The sequence below is a fragment of the Pseudomonas sp. efr-133-TYG-5 genome, assembly GCF_030209175.1.
GTDB lineage: Bacteria > Pseudomonadota > Gammaproteobacteria > Pseudomonadales > Pseudomonadaceae > Aquipseudomonas.
Map to the genome: position 1 here is coordinate 1,452,347 of NZ_JARVSM010000001.1, position 17,903 is coordinate 1,470,249.

The following is a 17,903-nucleotide window of genomic DNA, read 5'->3' on the forward strand; positions in this document are numbered from 1 at the left end:
CCCGTCATACCGCGCTGAAGCGCTGCGCCAGCCGCTGCTCGGCAAACTGCTCGATGACGAAATCGACGAACGCCCGGGTCTTGCCCGGCAACAATTTGTGCTCGGCGTAATAGATCGAAATGTTGCCGTCATCGACGTACCAGTCCGGCAACACCCGCTGCAATGTGCCAGCGTCGAGATAGCTCACGGCAAACGGCATGCTCACCAAGGCGATTCCCAGGCCCTGCAGCGCCGTCGCGCAGGCAGCCTCGGAATCGCTCATGGTCATCCGCGCGCGCAGGACCAGCGGGTTGTGCTGGCGACTGCGATGGGTCAGTTGCCAGGATCGCACGCGGCCGGTCTGCGGTGAGCGGATCAGAATGCCGTCATGCGGCGCCAGGTCATCCGGCTCGCGAATCGCCGCGTGGCGGTCGAGGTAATCCTGCGAGGCCACCAGGATCCGATGCGCCGGCGTCAACCGACGGGCAACCACGCCCTGCGGCAATTCAAAGCCACCGCCAATCGCCGCATCGAAACCCTGGCCGATCAGATCGACCTGGCGGTTATCGAAGTGCCAGTCCGGATTGATCGCCGGAAATCGTCGCAGGAACTCGCCAAGCAGCGGCACGATAAACAACCGTCCGAACACGGTGCCCATGCTGACTTTCAAAGTGCCGGCCGGCTGCCCGCCGGCGCTGGCCAGGTTGGCCACGGCATTCTGGATCGTGGTGAGACTGGCGCTGACCTCACTCAGGAACAATTGCCCGGCTTCCGTCAGCGTCAGGCTGCGAGTGCTACGCTGGAACAGCCGTACACCCAGGCGCGCCTCCAGCTTCGCCACACTTTTGCCGACCGCCGCGGGCGTCAGGCTCAAGCGTCGCGCGGCCTCGGCAAAACTGCCGACTTCGGCGCTGCGTACAAAGCATTCGATACTGCTGAAGGTTTCCATGATCGCCACTATAAACTTCTGGTTTACACAGACTATAGCAATCAGGGTCTACACGGTCGCGGATGCCAAGCCGATACTCGGCTCCAACAACAAGGCAACCCGCCTTGAACACTCTGGAGATCGAACATGACCACTCAACACCTCAGCGGCAAAGTCGCTCTGATTCAAGGCGGTTCCCGCGGCATCGGCGCCGCTATCGTCAAACGTCTGGCCGCCGAAGGCGCTGCCGTCGCCTTCACCTACGTGAGCTCCGCCGCCAAGGCCGAAGAGTTGCAACACAGCATCACCGCCAACGGCGGCAAAGCCCTGGCGATCAAGGCCGACAGTGCCGACGCCAACGCCATTCGCCACGCCGTCAACGCCACCGTCGAAACCTTCGGGCGCCTCGACATCCTGGTCAACAACGCCGGTGTACTGGCCATCGCGCCGCTGGAAGAATTCAAACTGGAAGATTTCGACCAGACCCTGGCCATCAACGTGCGCAGCGTGTTCGTCGCCTCCCAGGAAGCCGCCAAACATATGGGCGAAGGTTCGCGCATCATCAACATCGGCAGCACCAACGCCGACCGCATGCCCTTCGCCGGTGGCGGCGTGTATGCGATGAGCAAGTCGGCGCTGGTCGGCCTGACCAAGGGCCTGGCCCGCGACCTCGGCCCGCGCGGCATCACCATCAATAACGTGCAGCCTGGCCCGGTCGACACGGACATGAACCCGGCTCACGGCGAGTTCGCCGACAGCCTGATTCCACTGATGGCCGTCGGGCGCTACGGCAAGGCTGAGGAAATCGCCAGTTTCGTCGCCTACCTGGCGGGCCCGGAAGCCGGCTACATCACCGGTGCCAGCCTGACCATCGACGGTGGCTTCGGCGCCTGATTGCCCCCCGGCCGCAAACGAAAACGCCGCCCTTCCATGACAGAGGGCGGCGTTTTGCTGTGCACCGGTTTCAGCGGTCGATCAGGTCCATTCCAGCGCCGGCAAGCCGCAGGCACTCGGGGTAAACGCTTTCAATGTCCGCAGGATGCCGTCGGCGTGGGCGTATTTTTCATCGGCCATCGCGGCATCGGGAATCGCGATGGCGGTCATGCCGGCCGCTTTCGCGGCCGTCACGCCGAATGGCGAATCCTCGAACACCAGACAGTCCTCAGGAGCCACGCCCAGACGCCGGGCCGCGGTGAGGAAGATATCCGGTGCCGGTTTCGCCGCACCGACCTCTGGATCGTCAGCGGTGACGATGAAGTCGAACAGGGCAAACCAGTCGCGGTGCAGCGTGGTTTTCTGACCGAACGACTGGCGCGACGAACTGGTGCCAACGGCGATCGGGATGTTGTGCGCCTTGAGGTGGCGAATCAACTCCTCGGCGCCCGGCATCGCCTGTGCGCTGGGAAAGCGCTCGCGCATCAATGGCTCGCGGATCACCAGGAACTCTTCGGGCGTGATCGGCAACTCCAGCGCCTGGACCACGTAACGCGCCAGATCGCCCGCGCCGCGACCGATGATGTTCTGCTTGATGCTCCAGTCGAAAGTGCGCCCGTACCGTGCGGCGATCAGCGAGGTGACCTCGGTATAAATGCCCTCGGTGTCCAGCAACAAACCGTCCATATCGAAAATCACGGCCTTGATCGGGCCGAACGCCTTCAGCGGTGCATTCATCAGCGGATCCGTTAGCAATGACATCCCGCGCGTTCTGGCGCGTGCCGCCGCCGGGATCTGATTAAAGGGTTCAGCAGCATAACGAGCACGGCGGACGTTGAGCAACGGGCAATGTCTTAAAGCGGGCTGAACGACTCCCGCGCATTTAGCGAATCGCCCTACAAACATTGCCTCCTTTCCCGGCTTATTTCCTTTTCGATCCCCCGCAGAGTTTCGCGCCTATCCCTCGACATGCGCGGTGACTGCCAATGCTTCAACCTGATCGGCTTCTGCCTCTGAACAACAGTATCGGTCTGCTGGTGGTCGCCGCGCTGAACCCCGACCAGCCTGATGCAGAGCAGTTGTTCCGCGAATTTCGCCTGTGTCTCAACGACTATGAGTCTTGGGCCGAGCAATTCTGGACCGGCCCGGCGCTGGACGTCGAGCAGGTGTTCAAGGTCGGCAACGACGTGCGCCTCAGCGCACCGATCCACAGCCGCAAGCCCATCGGTTCAGCCGTCGTCATGTGCCCCGCCAGTGGTCCGTTGACCCTGGTGCACATGTTCGAGGCCGCGCGATTCGTGCCGATCGGCGATACCCCGGTGATGCTGGAACCGCTGATTGCCGATGTCGACGGCGTGCAGACCTTTGGCGAGCCGGTGCATCACATGATCGGTCCCAGCGGCATTCTCGAGGTGAGCGATTGCCAGCGCGGCCAACGCTATCGCATCACCTTCTTTCCAGGTGTTTCAACTGCGCAGGTCAAGACGCTGTTTGCCTCCTACCAGGGCCTGATCGATAGCCTCGAAGGCTGGCTGCGTCAGGAATGGGATGAATTCCAGCCACGCTGGGCGGAGTTCTCCAGCGCTGGATTGCGCGAGCGTTTCGGCCAGTTGCAGCAGGCCGACTGGGATGGTTTCGACACGGCCTTGCACAAGGTCTGGGAAAACGTCAGGCAGCTGTTCGCCCTGCTCGCAGACTTGCAGGCCAACAGCGAGAAACTTCTGCAATACGTGTCCGAGATCGAGTTGGATGCCTTGCTCAAGGCCTCCGCCGAGACCATCGCCAATGGCCTGCTGCTCCTGAGCGACGAACCCCTGCTGTTCATCCACCTCGCCGCATTCACCAGTTGGCTGCGGATGCTGCCGCCGCAGTACCTGGCCGAGGTGGTTGCAGAGGTTCGGATCGAATTGCTGATCAGTTTCCTGCTGGTGAGAGTGGCCGGCGGTATCGGCGTCTCGCTGCAATTGAGCAGCAAGGTGCTGGAAAAAGTCAGGTCGCCACGGGCGCGGGAATGGCTGGCGGCCTCGGCCCTGCGCTTGAGCCTGCTGACCCCCTCCCCCGACCTCAACCAGCACGCGTCGGCGTTGAAACCGCTGATGGTCAATGCACGCCAGGCGCCTTTGAATCCGACACCTGCGATTCCACTGGAAATCCGCCAGGCGGACGCCACGGTATTAACTGTGGCCAACCCGGCAGCGATTGCCCGTAACAAGTCCCAGGACATGACCCGACTGGAGCGTCATGAACCGCGCGACGACGCCCCCGACCAGGCGAAAAACCCCAACGGCGACAGCGTCGACTGCGTCCAGCTGACCTGCAAGAACGGCTGCCCGGTGTCGATGGTTACCGGCGAAGAACTGCTCACCCTCACCGACGGCGTGCTCGACGGGCTGCTGCCCTTCGAGTTCACCCGCCTGTACCGCACCAGCGCGGTGGAGATCGATGTCGGCCTGGGGTTTGGCTGGAGCCATTCGCTGGCGCATCGGCTGGAGTTTGATGGCGATGCTGTGGTTTGGGTCGATCACGAAAACCGCCGCACGCGGTTGCCGCTGCCGAGTGTCGAGCGCCCGGCGATCCACAACAGCCTGTCGCGGGCGGCGATTTTTCTGGGCGACGAGCCGGAGGAACTGATCCTCGCCCTGGCCGGTGAGACGGCGCGTTTCTACCATTTTCGCGGCGGATGCCTGACCGCGATCAGCGATGCCTACAACAACCGCCTGCACGTGCAGCGTGACCGTTTCGAGCGAATCCAGCGCCTGGACAACGGCGCCGGCCGTGCCCTGCGCTTGCGCTACGAGCGCACGCAACTGATCGCCGTCGACTACCAGGTATTTCGCCCCGCACCGAACCTGGCCGAGCCCTGGCACACCGAGCAGACGCTGGTCAGCTACCGCTACGACGGCCGCCAGCGCCTGATCGAAGCGACCAACGCCGCCGGCGAAAGCGAGCGCTACGACTACGACGACCAGCACGTCATCCTGCAGCGCCAGCTCACTGGCGGCGCGAGCTTCTTCTGGGAGTGGCAGCGCACCGGCAAGGCGGCGCGTTGCGTGCGGCACTGGGCGTCGTTTTCGCAGATGGATACCCGCTACGTCTGGGACGACGCCGGCAGCGTCACGGTGCAATACGTCGACGGCACCGAAGAGGTTTACGTCCACGACGACACGGCGCGGCTGGTGCGTAAAGTCGCGGCCGATGGTGGTGAACAGCTCAAGGCCTACGACTCGGCGGGCCGGTTGGTCGCCGAGCAGGATGCGCTGGGCGCGGTCACCGAGTATCGCTACGACGATGTCGGACGGCTGATCGCGCTGATTCCGCCGGACGATGCGCCGACGTCCTACGAGTATCGCAACGGTTTCCTGCACAGCCGTTCCCGTGGCGATGCGGTATCGACCTGGCGGCGCAACGCCCAGGGCGCCGTCACCGAAGCGATCGATCCCGACGGTCAGGTCACCCATTACCACTACGACCCGCGGGGGCGAGTGCTGTCGATCCGTTACCCGGACAACAGCCGGCACCTGTTCTCCTGGAACGACCTCGGCCAACTGCTCGCGGAAACCCTGCCCGACGGCGGCGTGCGCCAGTTTTCCTACGACGCGTTGGGCCGGCGACTGACCACGCAGGACGAACACGGCGCAATCACCCGCCACACCTGGGACGCCGTAGGCCGCCTGCTGCAGACCACGCTACCGAATGGCGCCACCCTCGCCTGGTCCTACAGCGCCTACGGCCAGATCACGGCCGCGCAGGACGAACAGGGGCGCGTCACCCGCTACGAATATGACGACGACCTGCACCTGGTCTCGCGCCGGATCAATCCCGACGGCACACGGGTCCAGTACCGCTACGACCACGCGCAACTGCGACTGACGGAGATCGAGAACGAGTCCGGGGAAAAATACCAACTGGACTATACGCCGACCGGATTGATTCGGCAGGAAACCGGCTTCGACGGGCGACGCACCGCTTACGCCTACGACCGCAACGGTCACCTGCTGGAAAAAACCGAGTTTGGCGATGACGGCTCCACGCTGGTCACCGCTTACGAGCGCGATACCGCCGGGCGCCTGCGGCGCAAGACCTTGCCCGACGGCAATCAGGTTGCTTACCGCTACGACCGTCTGGGCCGCTTGATCGGCGTTGATGACGATCAGGGGCAGCCGCTGGCCTTCGAGTACGACGTGCAGGACCGTTTGATCACCGAGCATCAGGGCTGGGGCACCTTGCGTTATGCCTACGATGCCTGCGGCCAGCTCAAGCACCTGCGTCTGCCGGACGACAGCAAACTCGATTACCAGTACGCCAAGGGTGGTGCGCTGGCGGGAATTGATCTCAATGGAACGTCGTTAACCCGCCATCGTTTTCAATTCGGCCAGGAGCGCGAGCGCCAGCAAGGTCAACTGACCAGCCACTACCAATACGACGAACAAGGTCGCTTGCAGGCCCACACGGTTCACCAACAAAACCGCACGTTGTACCTGCGCCACTACAGCTATGCGGTCAATGGCAACCTCGCGTCCATCGCCGACAGCCGCCACGGTCAGCGTGCGTATTACTACGATGCCCTGAACCGCTTGACCCGCGTCCGCCATAGCCGCAACGATCCGCCGGAAACTTTCGCACACGACCCCGCCGGCAACCTGCTGATGCAGGATCGTCCCGGCCCGGCAAAAGTCGTCGGCAACCGCCTGCTGATGCAGGGCGACCGCCACTACGACTACGACGCCTTCGGCAACCTGATCCGCGAGCGGCGCGGCCGCGGGCAAACACTCGTCACCGAGTACCGCTACGACTGCCAGCACCGCTTGATCGGCGTGACCCGCCCCGACGGCGAGAGCGCCACCTATCGCTACGACGCCTTCGGTCGGCGCATCAGCAAAACCGTCAGAGGCGCCACCACCGAATTCTTCTGGCAAGGCGACCAACTCGTCGCCGAAAGCAGCGACCACCACCACCGCAGCTACGTCTACGAACCCGGCACCTTCCGCCCACTGGCACTGCTCGACGGCAAGGGCCCGAAACACGCCTGCCCGTTCTACTACCAACTCGACCATCTCGGCACGCCGCAGGAACTGACCGACTACAGTGGCGAAATCGTCTGGTCAGCCAAATACAACGCCTACGGCAAGCTCACCGCGCTAGCCCACAGCAACGAAGAACAACTCGACCAGCCACTGCGTTTCCAAGGTCAATACTTCGACGCGGAAAGCGGCCTGCACTACAACCGCCATCGTTACTACGACCCGGACATCGGGCGATATCTGACGCCAGACCCGGTGAAACTGGCGGGCGGCCTGAATCAGTTCCAATACACGCGAAATCCGACGGGGTGGGTGGATCCGCTGGGGCTAAGCTCCGACTGCCCACCGCCGAATAAGCCGGGTTGCTCTGTGCCGGACGACGTTGGTTACGCCAAGATTGATGCTGGCGAGCCGCATACACCTACGATTAGTCATGGCGTAGACCCAAAACATCTGAAGCGGACTCATGAGCTATCGGGAAAAACCTCAACAAGAGAGGTTGAAAGGATTGCCCATAACATGCGCGGCAGTGGTTACGACAGTCAATACCCCATAGATGTGGCAGAACACAACGGCGAGTTTTATATTCTAGATGGGCATCACCGCGCAGCGGCAGCTCGACAAACTTCGACTAAAGTAAGTATACGGCTCATAACCAACATACGGGACCATAGAGGAAGCCTAGACAGCATCGAGGAAGTAATTGAATCAGCAACTAATGTAGGCAATGACAGATTGGAGCACCGCAGAAGAAGATGAGCAACCATAACATTACGCTTGAAGACCTAATAAATGATTTTTTGTCAAAGGTCGAAATTGGCACAAAGTTATTAGAAGAAAAATTCGGCAGTCGGAATATTCTTAACCTGTGGAAAACCCAAAAAATAAAACGCTGCGGAGAAATAACAAAAGGTATCCAATATGAGCTGCACGGCGCTGGGTGCTTTATTCACTTCCCATCGGAAACTATAAATTTTGATTACGGACCCAACAATAGAGTTGATGGATTTGATATTTGGCGACTTTACGTATTTGCATGTGATCGACCACTGTCATATCCCAGGTATTGCAGAAAGGAAAACGTCGAAGAAGAATTCCTAAAATATTTGTCGGAAAACAGAATAGAAAAAATGCCAGCTTCAGATGACTTATATGTCCTCACCAGAAATCTTAAAAAATAAAATCTTTTATACTGACAAAACAATCACGACAACTATAACAATACAATGCGCTCTTTAAACCCACTCGCATTTAAAAAATATATTATCGCCAGAACAGATATAACGCTCGTAAAATCAACCATTTTAAGAGTCCTATAATTCTATATGTATTATTGGCCTTGCCTGATGAGAACAGGCCGAGGAAGCTTCAGAAGCAGCTAAAGATGATCAGTGAGGGTTTCTCCTGCGTCCTTTACGGATTCTTCAACAATGACACCTTTCACTCTTTTGTTGATTTTTATGATGAGGAAATTCATTTCGACCGTCCAGAACTGAACGGCAAATACATCAAAGTTATGGCGAATAGAATCGATGTATCATTTAACTAAATTACTTGCGCACCAGCATATAAGCCAGCGAATAATAAATATCCAGCATTATTCCAGTTCTTAGCCGGCTATTTTCATGGAGATTGGAAATGTGATCACGACACAGAAGATGACGTCGTCCGTCTTTTTATCATTGAGTCAACCAGTGAAAATCTTGCTCAAGTAAAAGACGAGCTAAAGACGTTAATAAACGAAACTCAAACCGAGGAGAAGCTTCGTGAGTTTCTGTTCGATGAAATTGGATGCGCCTATTACTACCCTTACGCATGGCCTTCGGGCAAAGCCTGGTTAGAGCACGTCATCAATTTGCTTCAGACGGAAACACAATGAAGCGAAGCGCTGAGGGGGCGTCAAATCTCAAGCTTTGCTCCCTACAATCGCCCGCTAAGCCTCCTCATCCGGCGGCAACTGATCCCGCCCCAACGAATCCGTCGGCGAAGGCAATGGATACTCCGGCGTTTCCTCGTCATCACCTTCACTCAGCGGCACCGTCGCATCGTCCATCACCGAACCTGGGTCTTCATTGCCCGGATCATTGATAAACGGCAGGCCGCTTGGGCCTTTTTCTTCTTTGCCTTCGGTTTCAGGAGTCATGGCGCACCTCGATAGTGGAGACGTTATAAACCTTCGAGAAGCCCTTGAGGCAATCGTTCCAATGCCTGGATCACAGGCATGAAAAACCCGGCACCAGGCCGGGTTTTTACAGGCAATGCAGAACTAGCGATGGCGATTCTTGTGCTTGTGTTTATGGCCACCACCCGAGTGCGACTTTCCACCGTCATCACCGAGGTTGTTGCCCACTGCGCCCCCGGCGGCTCCGCCGAGACCTGCACCGATGGTCGAACCGGTAGAGCCGCCGAGGCTGTTGCCGACCACCGAACCACCGGCAGCGCCAAGGCCGCCGCCAATGGCGGCTTCGGTACGGTTTCGTTTGTTCGCGCCGACTGCACCGCCCACGGCGCCACCGACACCTGCACCGACCGCCGCGCCGGTACTTCCGCCAAGTTGGCCACCGACTACGTTGCCCAACGCACCACCCAGGCCACCGCCCACCGCAGCAGTACCGTCCCCGGCCGCCATTGCGCCCTGAGCCACCAACAAGCCAAGTACCAAAGCAGATAATGTCAGTCGCATATCAACCTCTCAGTTCCCGAAGCGGGACAATCCGCCCAGCGGGCGATCATGAGGTTTGGAGGTGTAATTGCGGAAAACGTTCACCCATGAAAAGGCCCGACGATTGCCGGGCCTTTTCAGAAAAACGATCGGGATCAGTGGCGTTTGTGACCTTTGGACAGGTTGCTGCCGACCGCGCCACCGGCCGCGCCACCCAGGCCCGCACCGATCGTCGCGCCAGTCCTGCCGCCCAGGCTGTTACCGATCACCGAACCGCCTGCCGCGCCAACACCGCCACCGATAGCCGCTTTGGTACGACTGCCCTTCTTCGCGGCGAGCGCACTACCGGCCGCACCCGCAACACCGGCGCCAAGCGCTGCACCCGTGCTGCCGCCCATTTTCTGGCCAACCACATTACCCAGCGCACCACCCAGGCCACCGCCAAGCGCAGCGGTACCGTCACCGGCAGCCATTGCACCTTGAGCAACCAGTAAGCCCAGAACCAGGGCCGGCAGAGTTAAACGCATGACGAAAACCTCAACAAATAGGGATGACAAAAAGGGCACAGATCACACGCCAGCGTACTGGCAATGTCCGGACAATATCCGCTGCCACGGGGCCATTGGCGCCGATTGGACAGCGATTATCGAAAAGGTTTTATGACGGGCAAAAAAAAGCCCGCTGGGGAGACGGGCTGGAGACTTGCTTTCTAACGGATGGCTTCACCCTACGTCGACGGGTGTGAAAAGTTTGTGAAAGACCCCGAACAAATCACCTCTATCTGTAAGAAAAATCCCTTCCCGCGCCCATAAAAAAAAACCCGCTCATGACGGGGCTTCTCGATGAACAGTCATTTCCTCGAACGTGCCGTTACCTTGGGCAAAAATTTGGCTTTCGGCCCCTTGGGCGCTATCGACTTGATCTTGCCCGTCTGCACTGGATCCTCGCCGAAACCCGCCTGGTACTCGGTCTGGCCACAGCGCACACAATTGTTGAATGGATATTCAGCTCCGTCGTCTTCGATATACGGGTCAGTCATGTCTCGCCCCTCTGCCAACGCGGGTCGATACCGGCAAACACTTTTGCCTGAAAAAATATCGACCTCCAAGACTTTTGAGACTAGCCGGTCATTCCTGGACTTGTGATTCAGATGGACTGGTGCCCGACGAATGGCCTACATCCATTTAACACCGTTGGTCCCGACCAGCTAAAGATTCCCAATGAATGGCCGTTGCCCTTTTTCCACGCAATGAAACTCAAGGAGAGACCATGGAACTCAAGGGATTCCCGAACATGCCGGTTGTCACGCTCACGGACGAACAGATCGCTGCGGGTAAAGCAGCGGGGGAGAAATTCAAGGAGAAGATCGCCTCGGGTGAGATCACCATCAAGTACCCGGACAAACCCATCCTGCAGCCTGGCGTCATCTACCATCCGAGCCAGCCAGCCCAGCCGGATGAATCCATTGGCACGCCGCCACTGGTCGCCATCGATACACCACTGACCTACGACTCGAAAGGCGCTGTCCTACTCAAACCGCAAGGTTGATCGACAGTCGGGGCCTGTTCGCCCGTGAATGGGCCCCCACCTGCCAAGCCAGGCTCAGCGCAACTTCACCGCCGTGCCGGTGGCAAACACCACGACCATACCGCCCTTACCCGCCGGCATGCTGATCTCGAAATCGACCCCCACCACCGCATCGGCCTGCAACGCCCGCGCTCTTTCCTTGATCTCGTCAGTGGCCTGAATTCGCGCTTCTTTCAATGCCCGCTCGAGTGTCTGCGAACGCCCACCGAAAAAGTCGCGCATGCCGGCAAACATGTCGCGAATCACGTTGACGCCTTGCACCGACTCGGCACTGACAATGTCCAGATAAGCCGTGATCTGTCGGCCTTCGATTGCGTGGGTGGTCGAAATAATCATGTACGCATTCCCTTGTAGGCGCAGAAAAGTCGCGATTGTAGAACATCGGCGCAAGCAAGCGGTCGCGTGATGCAGCAGCACACAATTCGCAGTGCCAATTCGGAATTAGTGGAAGCCAACTGGTTAACTGCGACGGGAGTTGCAAGACTTTAGCTGTCATTGATGAACAGCCCAGACACCCGCCGCTGGCGTCAGGCCCCGTCCATTTCCTGGTACCCGTTTTCCAGACGCCAGAAACCACAAACCCCTGACTTTCTCTACGAAAATCAGGGGTTTGTGTTTACTGAATGTGGCGGTGAAGGAGAGATTCGAACTCTCGATACAGTTTCCTGTATACACACTTTCCAGGCGTGCTCCTTAAGCCACTCGGACACTTCACCGTATCTCGTCATTCGCATTGCGTCTGTCGAGGCGCGCTAATGTAGTCGAAAGCTTTTCCGATGGCAAAGGTTTTTTTCAGAATTTTCATGCGGTTAACGAAGAAACCCGTTTCCTCGGGATATCGACCATGGCAAACCGGCCATTCTTCGGTGGGTGACGCATCTATATAAGGCAGGCAATGCGTCAGCCCTGTGGCGCGCTACGCTGGACGAGCCAGGAAACGGTGACTGGCGGGTCAGTCACGGCGCTTTACCTGTCCTACCGCGATGGGTAACTTCTGCCCCATCTTTCTTACAAGGAATAGCGTCATGAGTGAGTTGATCTCCTACCACCTCGAAGACGGTATCGCGACCCTGACCCTGAACAACGGCAAGGTCAATGCCATTTCCCCGGACGTGATCGCGGCGTTCAACGCGGCGCTGGATCAGGCAGTGACCGATCGTGCGATCGTGATCATTACCGGCCAGCCAGGCATTCTCTCCGGTGGCTACGACTTGAAGGTGATGACCGCTGGCCCTAAGGAAGCCGTGTCACTGGTGACCGCCGGTTCGACTCTCGCCCGTCGCCTGCTGTCGCATCCGTTCCCGGTGATCGTCGCCTGCCCTGGCCACGCCGTGGCCAAAGGTGCCTTCCTCCTGTTGTCCGCCGACTACCGCATTGGTGTCGACGGTCCTTTCAGCATCGGCCTCAACGAAGTGCAGATCGGCATGACCATGCATCACGCCGGTATCGAGCTGGCCCGCGATCGCCTGCGTCGCTCGGCTTTCCACCGTTCGGTGATCAACGGTGAGATGTTCGACCCGCAGACCGCAGTGGATGCCGGCTTCCTCGACAAAGTGGTTGCCGCCGAAGAACTGCAAGGTGCCGCGCTGGCTGCCGCGCGTCAGTTGAAGAAAATCAACATGACCGCACATAAGAACACCAAGCTCAAGGTACGCAAGGCTCTCTTGGAAACCCTGGACAACGCCATCATTCAGGACCAGGAACATCTGGGCTGAGGCACTCGCGCTTGATCGAGAAAAGCCCGACCGTCGTGTCGGGCTTTTTCTTACGCGCTCGGAAAACTCTGCAACAGCTCTAGGCCGCATCTGACCATCAAGTCGGAAACATGCGCTTAAACATCGGCCATCTCCCGCCTCTATAGTGCCAATTGCCGAAAACAGTGCACATCCGTACACTGCGCCACCTTTTGTCCCGGTGTGCCTGAAAATGCTGTTTGTGTTTCGTATGTTGTTGATGGGCCTGCACTTTATTCTGGCTGGCGTGCTTGGGGTGATCCTCGGGATCTGCCGCCCGTTCAATCCCGACAACAGTCGGCTATGCGCCCGTCTGTACGCGTTGCCGGCGATGTGCATTCTGCGTCTGCGGGTTAAGGCCGATGTCGGCCCGCTGATGAACAAGCCCGACAGCTGCGTGATCATCGCCAATCACCAGTCCAACTACGATCTGTTTGTGTTCGGCAACGTCGTGCCACGCCGCACCGTGTGCATTGGCAAGAAGAGCCTGAAATGGGTGCCGCTGTTCGGCCAGTTGTTCTGGCTGGCCGGCAATGTGTTGATCGATCGTGGTAACGCGCACAAGGCGCGCAAGTCGATGCTCACCACCACCCATACCTTGCAGCACGAGGACACCTCGATCTGGGTGTTCCCGGAGGGCACGCGCAACCTTGGCGAAGAACTGCTGCCGTTCAAGAAAGGCGCATTCCAAATGGCAATTGCCGCCGGCGTGCCGATCGTGCCGGTGTGTGTCAGCAGCTATATCAAGCACATGCGCCTGAATCGCTGGCGCAGCGGGAAAATTCTCATACGCTCGCTGCCGGCAATTCCTACTGTCGGGCTGACCATGGACGACATGCCCATGCTCATCAGCCAGTGCCGCGAGCAGATGCGCGAATGCATCGCCGCAATGGATCAGCAACTGCAAGCTGCCTGAAAAACAAACCCGCCTGGTGCGGGTTTTCTTTTGCCGGGTGAACTGTGCAGATTTCACTGACTCTCAAGCAGCGACACGGCTAAGCTGAAGCCTTGTCTCCCCTGCCATCTGCCAAGAAGAAGTGAATCACCACCATGGGTCGAGTTGTTGCTGCTGCGGTTTACAGCGCGGGTAAGAAAGTCACCAATATTGCGCTCGACGAAGGCGCAGCCTGGGCCGCCAAAACAGGCCATTTCGTCTGGATCGGCCTCGAAGAGCCGAGTGCCCAGGAGCTGTCCAACCTGCAGCGCCAGTTCAACCTGCACGAGCTGGCCATTGAAGACGCGCTGGAAAAACACAGCCGGCCAAAACTGGAAACCTTCGGTGACGCCTTGTTCATCGTCACCTACTCACCTGTGCGCGAGCACGGCATCCTGCAGTTCATCGAAACGCATATTTTCGCCGGCAAGGGCTACATCATCACTGCGCGCAACGGCCACTCGGCATCCTACGCCCATGTCCGTCAACGCTGTGAGGCGCGTCCGCTGCTGCTTGAGCACGGGGAAGATTTCGTACTGTACGCGCTGCTGGATTTCGTCATCGAAAATTACCAGCCGGTAGGCGAAGCGATCCATGCCGAAATCGATGAGCTGGAGCGCAACGTGCTGTGCAGCGCGCTGAATGAGCATGACATTCAAAAGTTGCATGGCCTGCGCCGCGATGTCCTGCGTCTGCGCCGCTATGCCGCGCCGATGGTCGAGATCGGCGAAGAACTGCAAAAACTCAGCTTCCCGTTTATCGACAAGAACATGCGTCCGTACTTCCGCGATGTGCAGATCCATGTCACGCGGCAGATGGAGGACCTGACCACGCTGGCCGATATCGCCAGCCAGACCATCGAAATCGGTGTACTGCTGGAAGCGTCGCGCCAGAGCGTGGTGCAACGCAAGTTCGCCGCGTGGGCGGCCATTCTCGCGTTCCCAACGGCGGTGGCCGGGATCTACGGGATGAACTTCCAGAACATGCCGGAGCTGAGCTGGCACTACGGCTATTTCGCCGTGCTGGGCTTCATCACGGTCGGCTGTGTGAGCTTGTGGGCAAGCTTCAAACGTTCGGGGTGGCTGTAGGCCCACGGCGCGAGAGCGTGCTCTGCGCCGCAGGCTCAACGCCAGGGGCTAAACGGCTTTGGCCTCGGGCTTGTGCGCCACAAAGCGCATCATCCACTCCGCGACCGTGGTGCCATGGTGCTCCTGTTCGAGACTGGCCACGCCTTTGCTGTAGATCTGCGTGCCCAACGCTTCCTGGCGCAGGTCGAGCAAGGCCCGCGAGTAATCGTGGATGAATTCCGGATGGCCCTGGAAGCACAGCACCTGATCGTTGATGTGATAGGCGGCGAACGGGCAGAAGTCGCTGGAAGCAATCACCGTGGCATTCTCCGGCAGCGCCGTGACCTGATCCTGGTGGCTGATCAGCAGGGTCAGCTCTTCACGCAGCGGGCTCATCCAGGGGGCCTTGGCCGCCAGTTTGTAGTTGTGGGTGCCGACGCCCCAGCCCTGGGTGGCGCGCTCGCTCTTGCCGCCCAGCAGCAGCGCCAGCAGTTGATGGCCGAAGCACACGCCGAGCAGCTTGTCGCCGCGCTCGTAGCGGGTCAGCAGGTATTGCTTGAGCGTCTGGATCCACGGATCGGTGCCGAACGAGTCGGCCTTGCTGCCGGTGACCAGGTAAGCGTCGAAGGTCAGGTCATCGCTCGGGTATTCGCCCTGCATCACGTTGTACACGGTGAACTCGGCAGCGATCGGCTGCTTGGAGAACAGGCGCTGAAACATCTGCCCGTAACCCTGATATTGATCGACCAGTTCCGGACGCAGGATGTCGGTTTCCAGAATGCAGATGCGTAGCGACATAAAAAATACCTGACACGTGATGGGAATAATGAACACCCCAGAGCCTGCCTTGAAACCACCCGCCAAGGCAAGCCCGGAAATGCCCTGCCCACCGCGTTAGAACAATTCACCTCGGGCGGCCTTCTCCAGCAACAGCGCCGGCGGTGCGAAACGCTCACCGTACTGCTCGGCGAGGTACTGCGCGCGGGCGACGAAATCCTTCACCCCGTACTGGTTGATGAACTGCAGCGCACCACCGGTCCAGGGCGCGAAGCCGATGCCGAAGATCGAGCCGACGTTGGCGTCCGCCGTTGAGGTCAACACGCCCTCCTCCACGCAGCGCACGGTTTCGATGGCTTGCACGAACAGCAAGCGATCACGCACGTCCTGCGCCGAGATCTGCCCGTCAGCCTTCTCAAAGCGGGGTTTCAGCTCGGGCCACAGATGCTTCTGGCCACCGGCCGGATACTCATAGAAACCGCCTCCCGCTGCCTTGCCCGGACGCTTGAATTCGTTGAGCAGCAAGTCAATCACAGCGAATGCCGGATGTTCTATCAGCGGTTTTCCTTCCGTTTGCAGGTCTTTGGCCGTCTGTTGACGGATATGGCTCATCAGGCTGAGGGAAACTTCGTCGGAGATCGCCAGCGGCCCGACCGGCATCCCGGCCTTGCGCGCCTCGGTTTCGATCATCGGCGCACTGACGCCCTCGCCCAGCATGGCGATGCCCTCGTTGGTGAACGTGCCGAAAACGCGCGAGGTAAAGAAGCCGCGGCTGTCGTTGACGACAATCGGGGTTTTCTTGATCTGCAGGACGAAGTCGAACCCGCGCGCGAGGGTTTCGTCACTGGTCCTGGCACCCTTGATGATTTCCACCAACGGCATCTTGTCCACCGGACTGAAGAAATGCAGACCGATGAACTTGCTCTGATCCGGCACCGCCGTCGCCAGGCCGGTGATCGGCAGGGTCGAGGTGTTGGAGGCGATCACCGCGTCTGGGCCGACCACGGCCTGCGCTGCCGCGGACACCTTGGCCTTGAGCTCGCGATCCTCGAATACCGCTTCGATGATCAACTCGCAACCCGCCAGGTCGGCGTCAGTTTCACTGGTGTGGATGCGCGCCAGCACGGCGTCGCGCTGTTCGGCGGACAGTTGGCCGCGCGCGACTTTCTTGTCGAGCAGCGCTGCCGAGTGCGCCTTGCCCTTCTGCGCCGCGGCAAGATTGATGTCCTTGAGCACCACGTCGATCCCGGCCAAGGCGCTGACATAGGCAATCCCGGCCCCCATCATGCCGGCACCGAGCACGCCGACCCGCCGCGTCACGTAGGGCGCGTGCCCCTTGGGCCGCGAGCCGCCGGCATTGATTTCGTTGAGCTGGAACCAGAAGGTGCCAATCAGGTTTTTCGCCACCTGACCGGTGGTCAGTTCGGTGAAGTAACGGGTTTCGATCAACTGCGCGGTGTCGAAATCCACCTGGGCGCCTTCCACGGCGGCGCAGAGGATTTTCTCCGGTGCGGGCAACGTGCCCTGGGTCTTGCTGCGCAGGATCGACGGCGCAATCGCCAGCATCTGCGCGACTTTCGGATTCGCCGGCGTACCACCGGGAATCTGGTAACCCTTCACATCCCAGCGCTGCACGGCATTGGGGTTGGCGAGGATCCACGCCCGCGCCTTCGCCAGCAGCTCATCGCGATCCGCCGCCAGCGCATCGATCAGGCCCGCCTGCAACGCCTGTTGCGGGCGGACTTTCTTGCCTTCGAGCAAGTACGGCAGGGCCTTTTCGATGCCGAGCAGGCGCACCATGCGCACCACCCCGCCGCCGCCCGGCAACAGGCCGAGGGTGACTTCCGGCAGACCGAGCTGCACCGCGGCATCGTCCAGCGCCACGCGGTAATGACAGGCCAGGCAGATCTCCCAGCCACCGCCCAGTGCTGCGCCGTTGATCGCCGCGACCACGGGTTTGCCAAGGGTTTCCAGACTGCGCAACTGGCCTTTGAGGGTCAGCACCATGTCGTAGAAAGCCTGGGCTTCTGCCTTGCCAACCTTGATCAGTTCGTTGAGATCGCCGCCGGCAAAGAAGGTCTTCTTCGCCGAGGTGATGATGACGCCGGCAATGGCCTCTTTGTCCGTCAGCAGACGGGCGACACACGCGGCCATGGCCTCGCGGTACACCGCGTTCATGGTGTTGGCGCTCTGGCCGGGCATGTCGATGGTGAGGACGACGATGGCGTCCTGGCCTTTTTCGTAACGAATGGCTTCGGTCATGGCTGTTTTCCTTGGAATCC

General features: G+C 59.6%; 18 protein-coding genes and 1 tRNA gene. 9 read left to right on the forward strand and 10 right to left on the reverse strand.

Going from position 1 to position 17,903, the window contains the following annotated elements; genetic code table 11:
* Positions 1-4: 4 nt before the first annotated feature.
* On the reverse strand, positions 5-928 hold the full coding sequence (locus tag QRN70_RS06410; protein WP_285416437.1) for a LysR family transcriptional regulator: 924 nt from the start codon (positions 926-928) through the stop codon (positions 5-7).
* Between the two features lie 126 nt (positions 929-1,054).
* On the opposite strand from QRN70_RS06410, the gene QRN70_RS06415 reads away from it, so the two are divergent.
* Complete coding sequence (locus QRN70_RS06415; protein ID WP_285416438.1) at positions 1,055-1,801, forward strand: 3-oxoacyl-ACP reductase family protein; 747 nt, start codon at positions 1,055-1,057, stop codon at positions 1,799-1,801.
* An 81-nt stretch (positions 1,802-1,882) separates the two neighbouring features.
* On the opposite strand, the gene QRN70_RS06420 is transcribed toward QRN70_RS06415, so the two are convergent.
* On the reverse strand, positions 1,883-2,578 hold the full coding sequence (locus tag QRN70_RS06420) for an HAD-IA family hydrolase (protein WP_285416439.1): 696 nt from the start codon (positions 2,576-2,578) through the stop codon (positions 1,883-1,885).
* A 248-nt stretch (positions 2,579-2,826) separates the two neighbouring features.
* On the opposite strand from QRN70_RS06420, the gene QRN70_RS06425 reads away from it, so the two are divergent.
* The 4 genes from QRN70_RS06425 (at position 2,827) to QRN70_RS06435 (ending at position 8,740) form a co-directional block, all read left to right on the forward strand.
* A complete protein-coding gene (locus tag QRN70_RS06425; protein ID WP_285416440.1) occupies positions 2,827-7,620 on the forward strand; it encodes an RHS repeat-associated core domain-containing protein in 4,794 nt (1,597 codons plus the stop codon).
* The gene (locus QRN70_RS06430) at positions 7,617-8,042 is read left to right on the forward strand and encodes a DUF6896 domain-containing protein (protein ID WP_285416441.1); all 426 of its coding nucleotides are present in this window, start codon (positions 7,617-7,619) and stop codon (positions 8,040-8,042) included. Before QRN70_RS06425 ends, QRN70_RS06430 begins: the two co-directional genes overlap by 4 nt.
* A gap of 158 nt (positions 8,043-8,200) precedes the next feature.
* Positions 8,201-8,410 (forward strand): UCP019853 family protein, encoded by a 210-nt coding sequence (locus QRN70_RS27750; RefSeq protein ID WP_502941526.1) that lies wholly within the window; start codon positions 8,201-8,203, stop codon positions 8,408-8,410.
* Positions 8,411-8,740, forward strand: coding sequence for a contact-dependent growth inhibition system immunity protein (locus QRN70_RS06435; RefSeq protein ID WP_285418030.1), 330 nt, complete (start codon positions 8,411-8,413; stop codon positions 8,738-8,740).
* A 54-nt stretch (positions 8,741-8,794) separates the two neighbouring features.
* On the opposite strand, the gene QRN70_RS06440 is transcribed toward QRN70_RS06435, so the two are convergent.
* The 4 genes from QRN70_RS06440 to QRN70_RS06455 all read right to left on the reverse strand — a co-directional run bounded on the left by QRN70_RS06440 (position 8,795) and on the right by QRN70_RS06455 (position 10,562).
* Positions 8,795-9,004, reverse strand: coding sequence for a hypothetical protein (locus QRN70_RS06440; RefSeq protein WP_285416442.1), 210 nt, complete (start codon positions 9,002-9,004; stop codon positions 8,795-8,797).
* Between the two features lie 123 nt (positions 9,005-9,127).
* Positions 9,128-9,544, reverse strand: coding sequence for a glycine zipper domain-containing protein (locus QRN70_RS06445; protein ID WP_285416444.1), 417 nt, complete (start codon positions 9,542-9,544; stop codon positions 9,128-9,130).
* 134 nt (positions 9,545-9,678) lie between these two features.
* The gene (locus QRN70_RS06450) at positions 9,679-10,050 is read right to left on the reverse strand and encodes a glycine zipper domain-containing protein (protein ID WP_285416446.1); all 372 of its coding nucleotides are present in this window, start codon (positions 10,048-10,050) and stop codon (positions 9,679-9,681) included.
* 323 nt (positions 10,051-10,373) lie between these two features.
* Positions 10,374-10,562: a hypothetical protein gene (locus QRN70_RS06455; RefSeq protein WP_285416447.1), complete on the reverse strand. Its 189-nt coding sequence runs from the start codon at positions 10,560-10,562 to the stop codon at positions 10,374-10,376.
* Between the two features lie 230 nt (positions 10,563-10,792).
* Between QRN70_RS06455 and QRN70_RS06460 the strand changes: the two genes are divergently transcribed.
* Positions 10,793-11,071, forward strand: coding sequence for a hypothetical protein (locus QRN70_RS06460; protein WP_285416449.1), 279 nt, complete (start codon positions 10,793-10,795; stop codon positions 11,069-11,071).
* Positions 11,072-11,125: 54 nt separating this feature from the next.
* On the opposite strand, the gene QRN70_RS06465 is transcribed toward QRN70_RS06460, so the two are convergent.
* Together QRN70_RS06465 and QRN70_RS06470 are read right to left on the reverse strand one after the other, a co-directional pair.
* Complete coding sequence (locus QRN70_RS06465) at positions 11,126-11,446, reverse strand: YbjQ family protein (protein WP_285416450.1); 321 nt, start codon at positions 11,444-11,446, stop codon at positions 11,126-11,128.
* Positions 11,447-11,736: 290 nt separating this feature from the next.
* Positions 11,737-11,826, reverse strand: a tRNA-Ser gene (locus QRN70_RS06470).
* A gap of 309 nt (positions 11,827-12,135) precedes the next feature.
* Here QRN70_RS06470 and QRN70_RS06475 point away from each other — a divergent pair.
* The 3 genes from QRN70_RS06475 to QRN70_RS06485 all read left to right on the forward strand — a co-directional run bounded on the left by QRN70_RS06475 (position 12,136) and on the right by QRN70_RS06485 (position 14,865).
* Positions 12,136-12,825 (forward strand): crotonase/enoyl-CoA hydratase family protein, encoded by a 690-nt coding sequence (locus QRN70_RS06475; RefSeq protein WP_285416452.1) that lies wholly within the window; start codon positions 12,136-12,138, stop codon positions 12,823-12,825.
* Between the two features lie 211 nt (positions 12,826-13,036).
* Positions 13,037-13,759 carry a 1-acylglycerol-3-phosphate O-acyltransferase gene (locus QRN70_RS06480; protein ID WP_285416453.1) on the forward strand — a complete coding sequence of 241 codons (723 nt, stop codon included), beginning with the start codon at positions 13,037-13,039 and terminating at the stop codon, positions 13,757-13,759.
* 134 nt (positions 13,760-13,893) lie between these two features.
* A complete protein-coding gene (locus tag QRN70_RS06485) occupies positions 13,894-14,865 on the forward strand; it encodes a magnesium and cobalt transport protein CorA (protein ID WP_285416455.1) in 972 nt (323 codons plus the stop codon).
* A gap of 48 nt (positions 14,866-14,913) precedes the next feature.
* Here QRN70_RS06485 and QRN70_RS06490 read toward each other — a convergent pair whose 3' ends face one another.
* The gene (locus tag QRN70_RS06490; protein WP_285416456.1) at positions 14,914-15,642 is read right to left on the reverse strand and encodes an amidotransferase; all 729 of its coding nucleotides are present in this window, start codon (positions 15,640-15,642) and stop codon (positions 14,914-14,916) included.
* Positions 15,643-15,738: 96 nt separating this feature from the next.
* On the reverse strand, positions 15,739-17,883 hold the full coding sequence (locus QRN70_RS06495; protein WP_285416457.1) for a 3-hydroxyacyl-CoA dehydrogenase NAD-binding domain-containing protein: 2,145 nt from the start codon (positions 17,881-17,883) through the stop codon (positions 15,739-15,741).
* Between the last annotated feature and the right edge of the window lie 20 nt (positions 17,884-17,903).

Coding starts and splice junctions, on each gene's coding strand:
- QRN70_RS06410 (WP_285416437.1), bottom strand. CDS start 928: ATGGAAACCTTCAGCAGTATCGAATGCTTTGTACGCAGCGCCGAAGTC.
- QRN70_RS06415 (WP_285416438.1), top strand. CDS start 1,055: ATGACCACTCAACACCTCAGCGGCAAAGTCGCTCTGATTCAAGGCGGT.
- QRN70_RS06420 (WP_285416439.1), bottom strand. CDS start 2,578: ATGAATGCACCGCTGAAGGCGTTCGGCCCGATCAAGGCCGTGATTTTC.
- QRN70_RS06425 (WP_285416440.1), top strand. CDS start 2,827: ATGCTTCAACCTGATCGGCTTCTGCCTCTGAACAACAGTATCGGTCTG.
- QRN70_RS06430 (WP_285416441.1), top strand. CDS start 7,617: ATGAGCAACCATAACATTACGCTTGAAGACCTAATAAATGATTTTTTG.
- QRN70_RS06440 (WP_285416442.1), bottom strand. CDS start 9,004: ATGACTCCTGAAACCGAAGGCAAAGAAGAAAAAGGCCCAAGCGGCCTG.
- QRN70_RS06445 (WP_285416444.1), bottom strand. CDS start 9,544: ATGCGACTGACATTATCTGCTTTGGTACTTGGCTTGTTGGTGGCTCAG.
- QRN70_RS06450 (WP_285416446.1), bottom strand. CDS start 10,050: ATGCGTTTAACTCTGCCGGCCCTGGTTCTGGGCTTACTGGTTGCTCAA.
- QRN70_RS06455 (WP_285416447.1), bottom strand. CDS start 10,562: ATGACTGACCCGTATATCGAAGACGACGGAGCTGAATATCCATTCAAC.
- QRN70_RS06460 (WP_285416449.1), top strand. CDS start 10,793: ATGGAACTCAAGGGATTCCCGAACATGCCGGTTGTCACGCTCACGGAC.
- QRN70_RS06465 (WP_285416450.1), bottom strand. CDS start 11,446: ATGATTATTTCGACCACCCACGCAATCGAAGGCCGACAGATCACGGCT.
- QRN70_RS06475 (WP_285416452.1), top strand. CDS start 12,136: ATGAGTGAGTTGATCTCCTACCACCTCGAAGACGGTATCGCGACCCTG.
- QRN70_RS06480 (WP_285416453.1), top strand. CDS start 13,037: ATGCTGTTTGTGTTTCGTATGTTGTTGATGGGCCTGCACTTTATTCTG.
- QRN70_RS06485 (WP_285416455.1), top strand. CDS start 13,894: ATGGGTCGAGTTGTTGCTGCTGCGGTTTACAGCGCGGGTAAGAAAGTC.
- QRN70_RS06490 (WP_285416456.1), bottom strand. CDS start 15,642: ATGTCGCTACGCATCTGCATTCTGGAAACCGACATCCTGCGTCCGGAA.
- QRN70_RS06495 (WP_285416457.1), bottom strand. CDS start 17,883: ATGACCGAAGCCATTCGTTACGAAAAAGGCCAGGACGCCATCGTCGTC.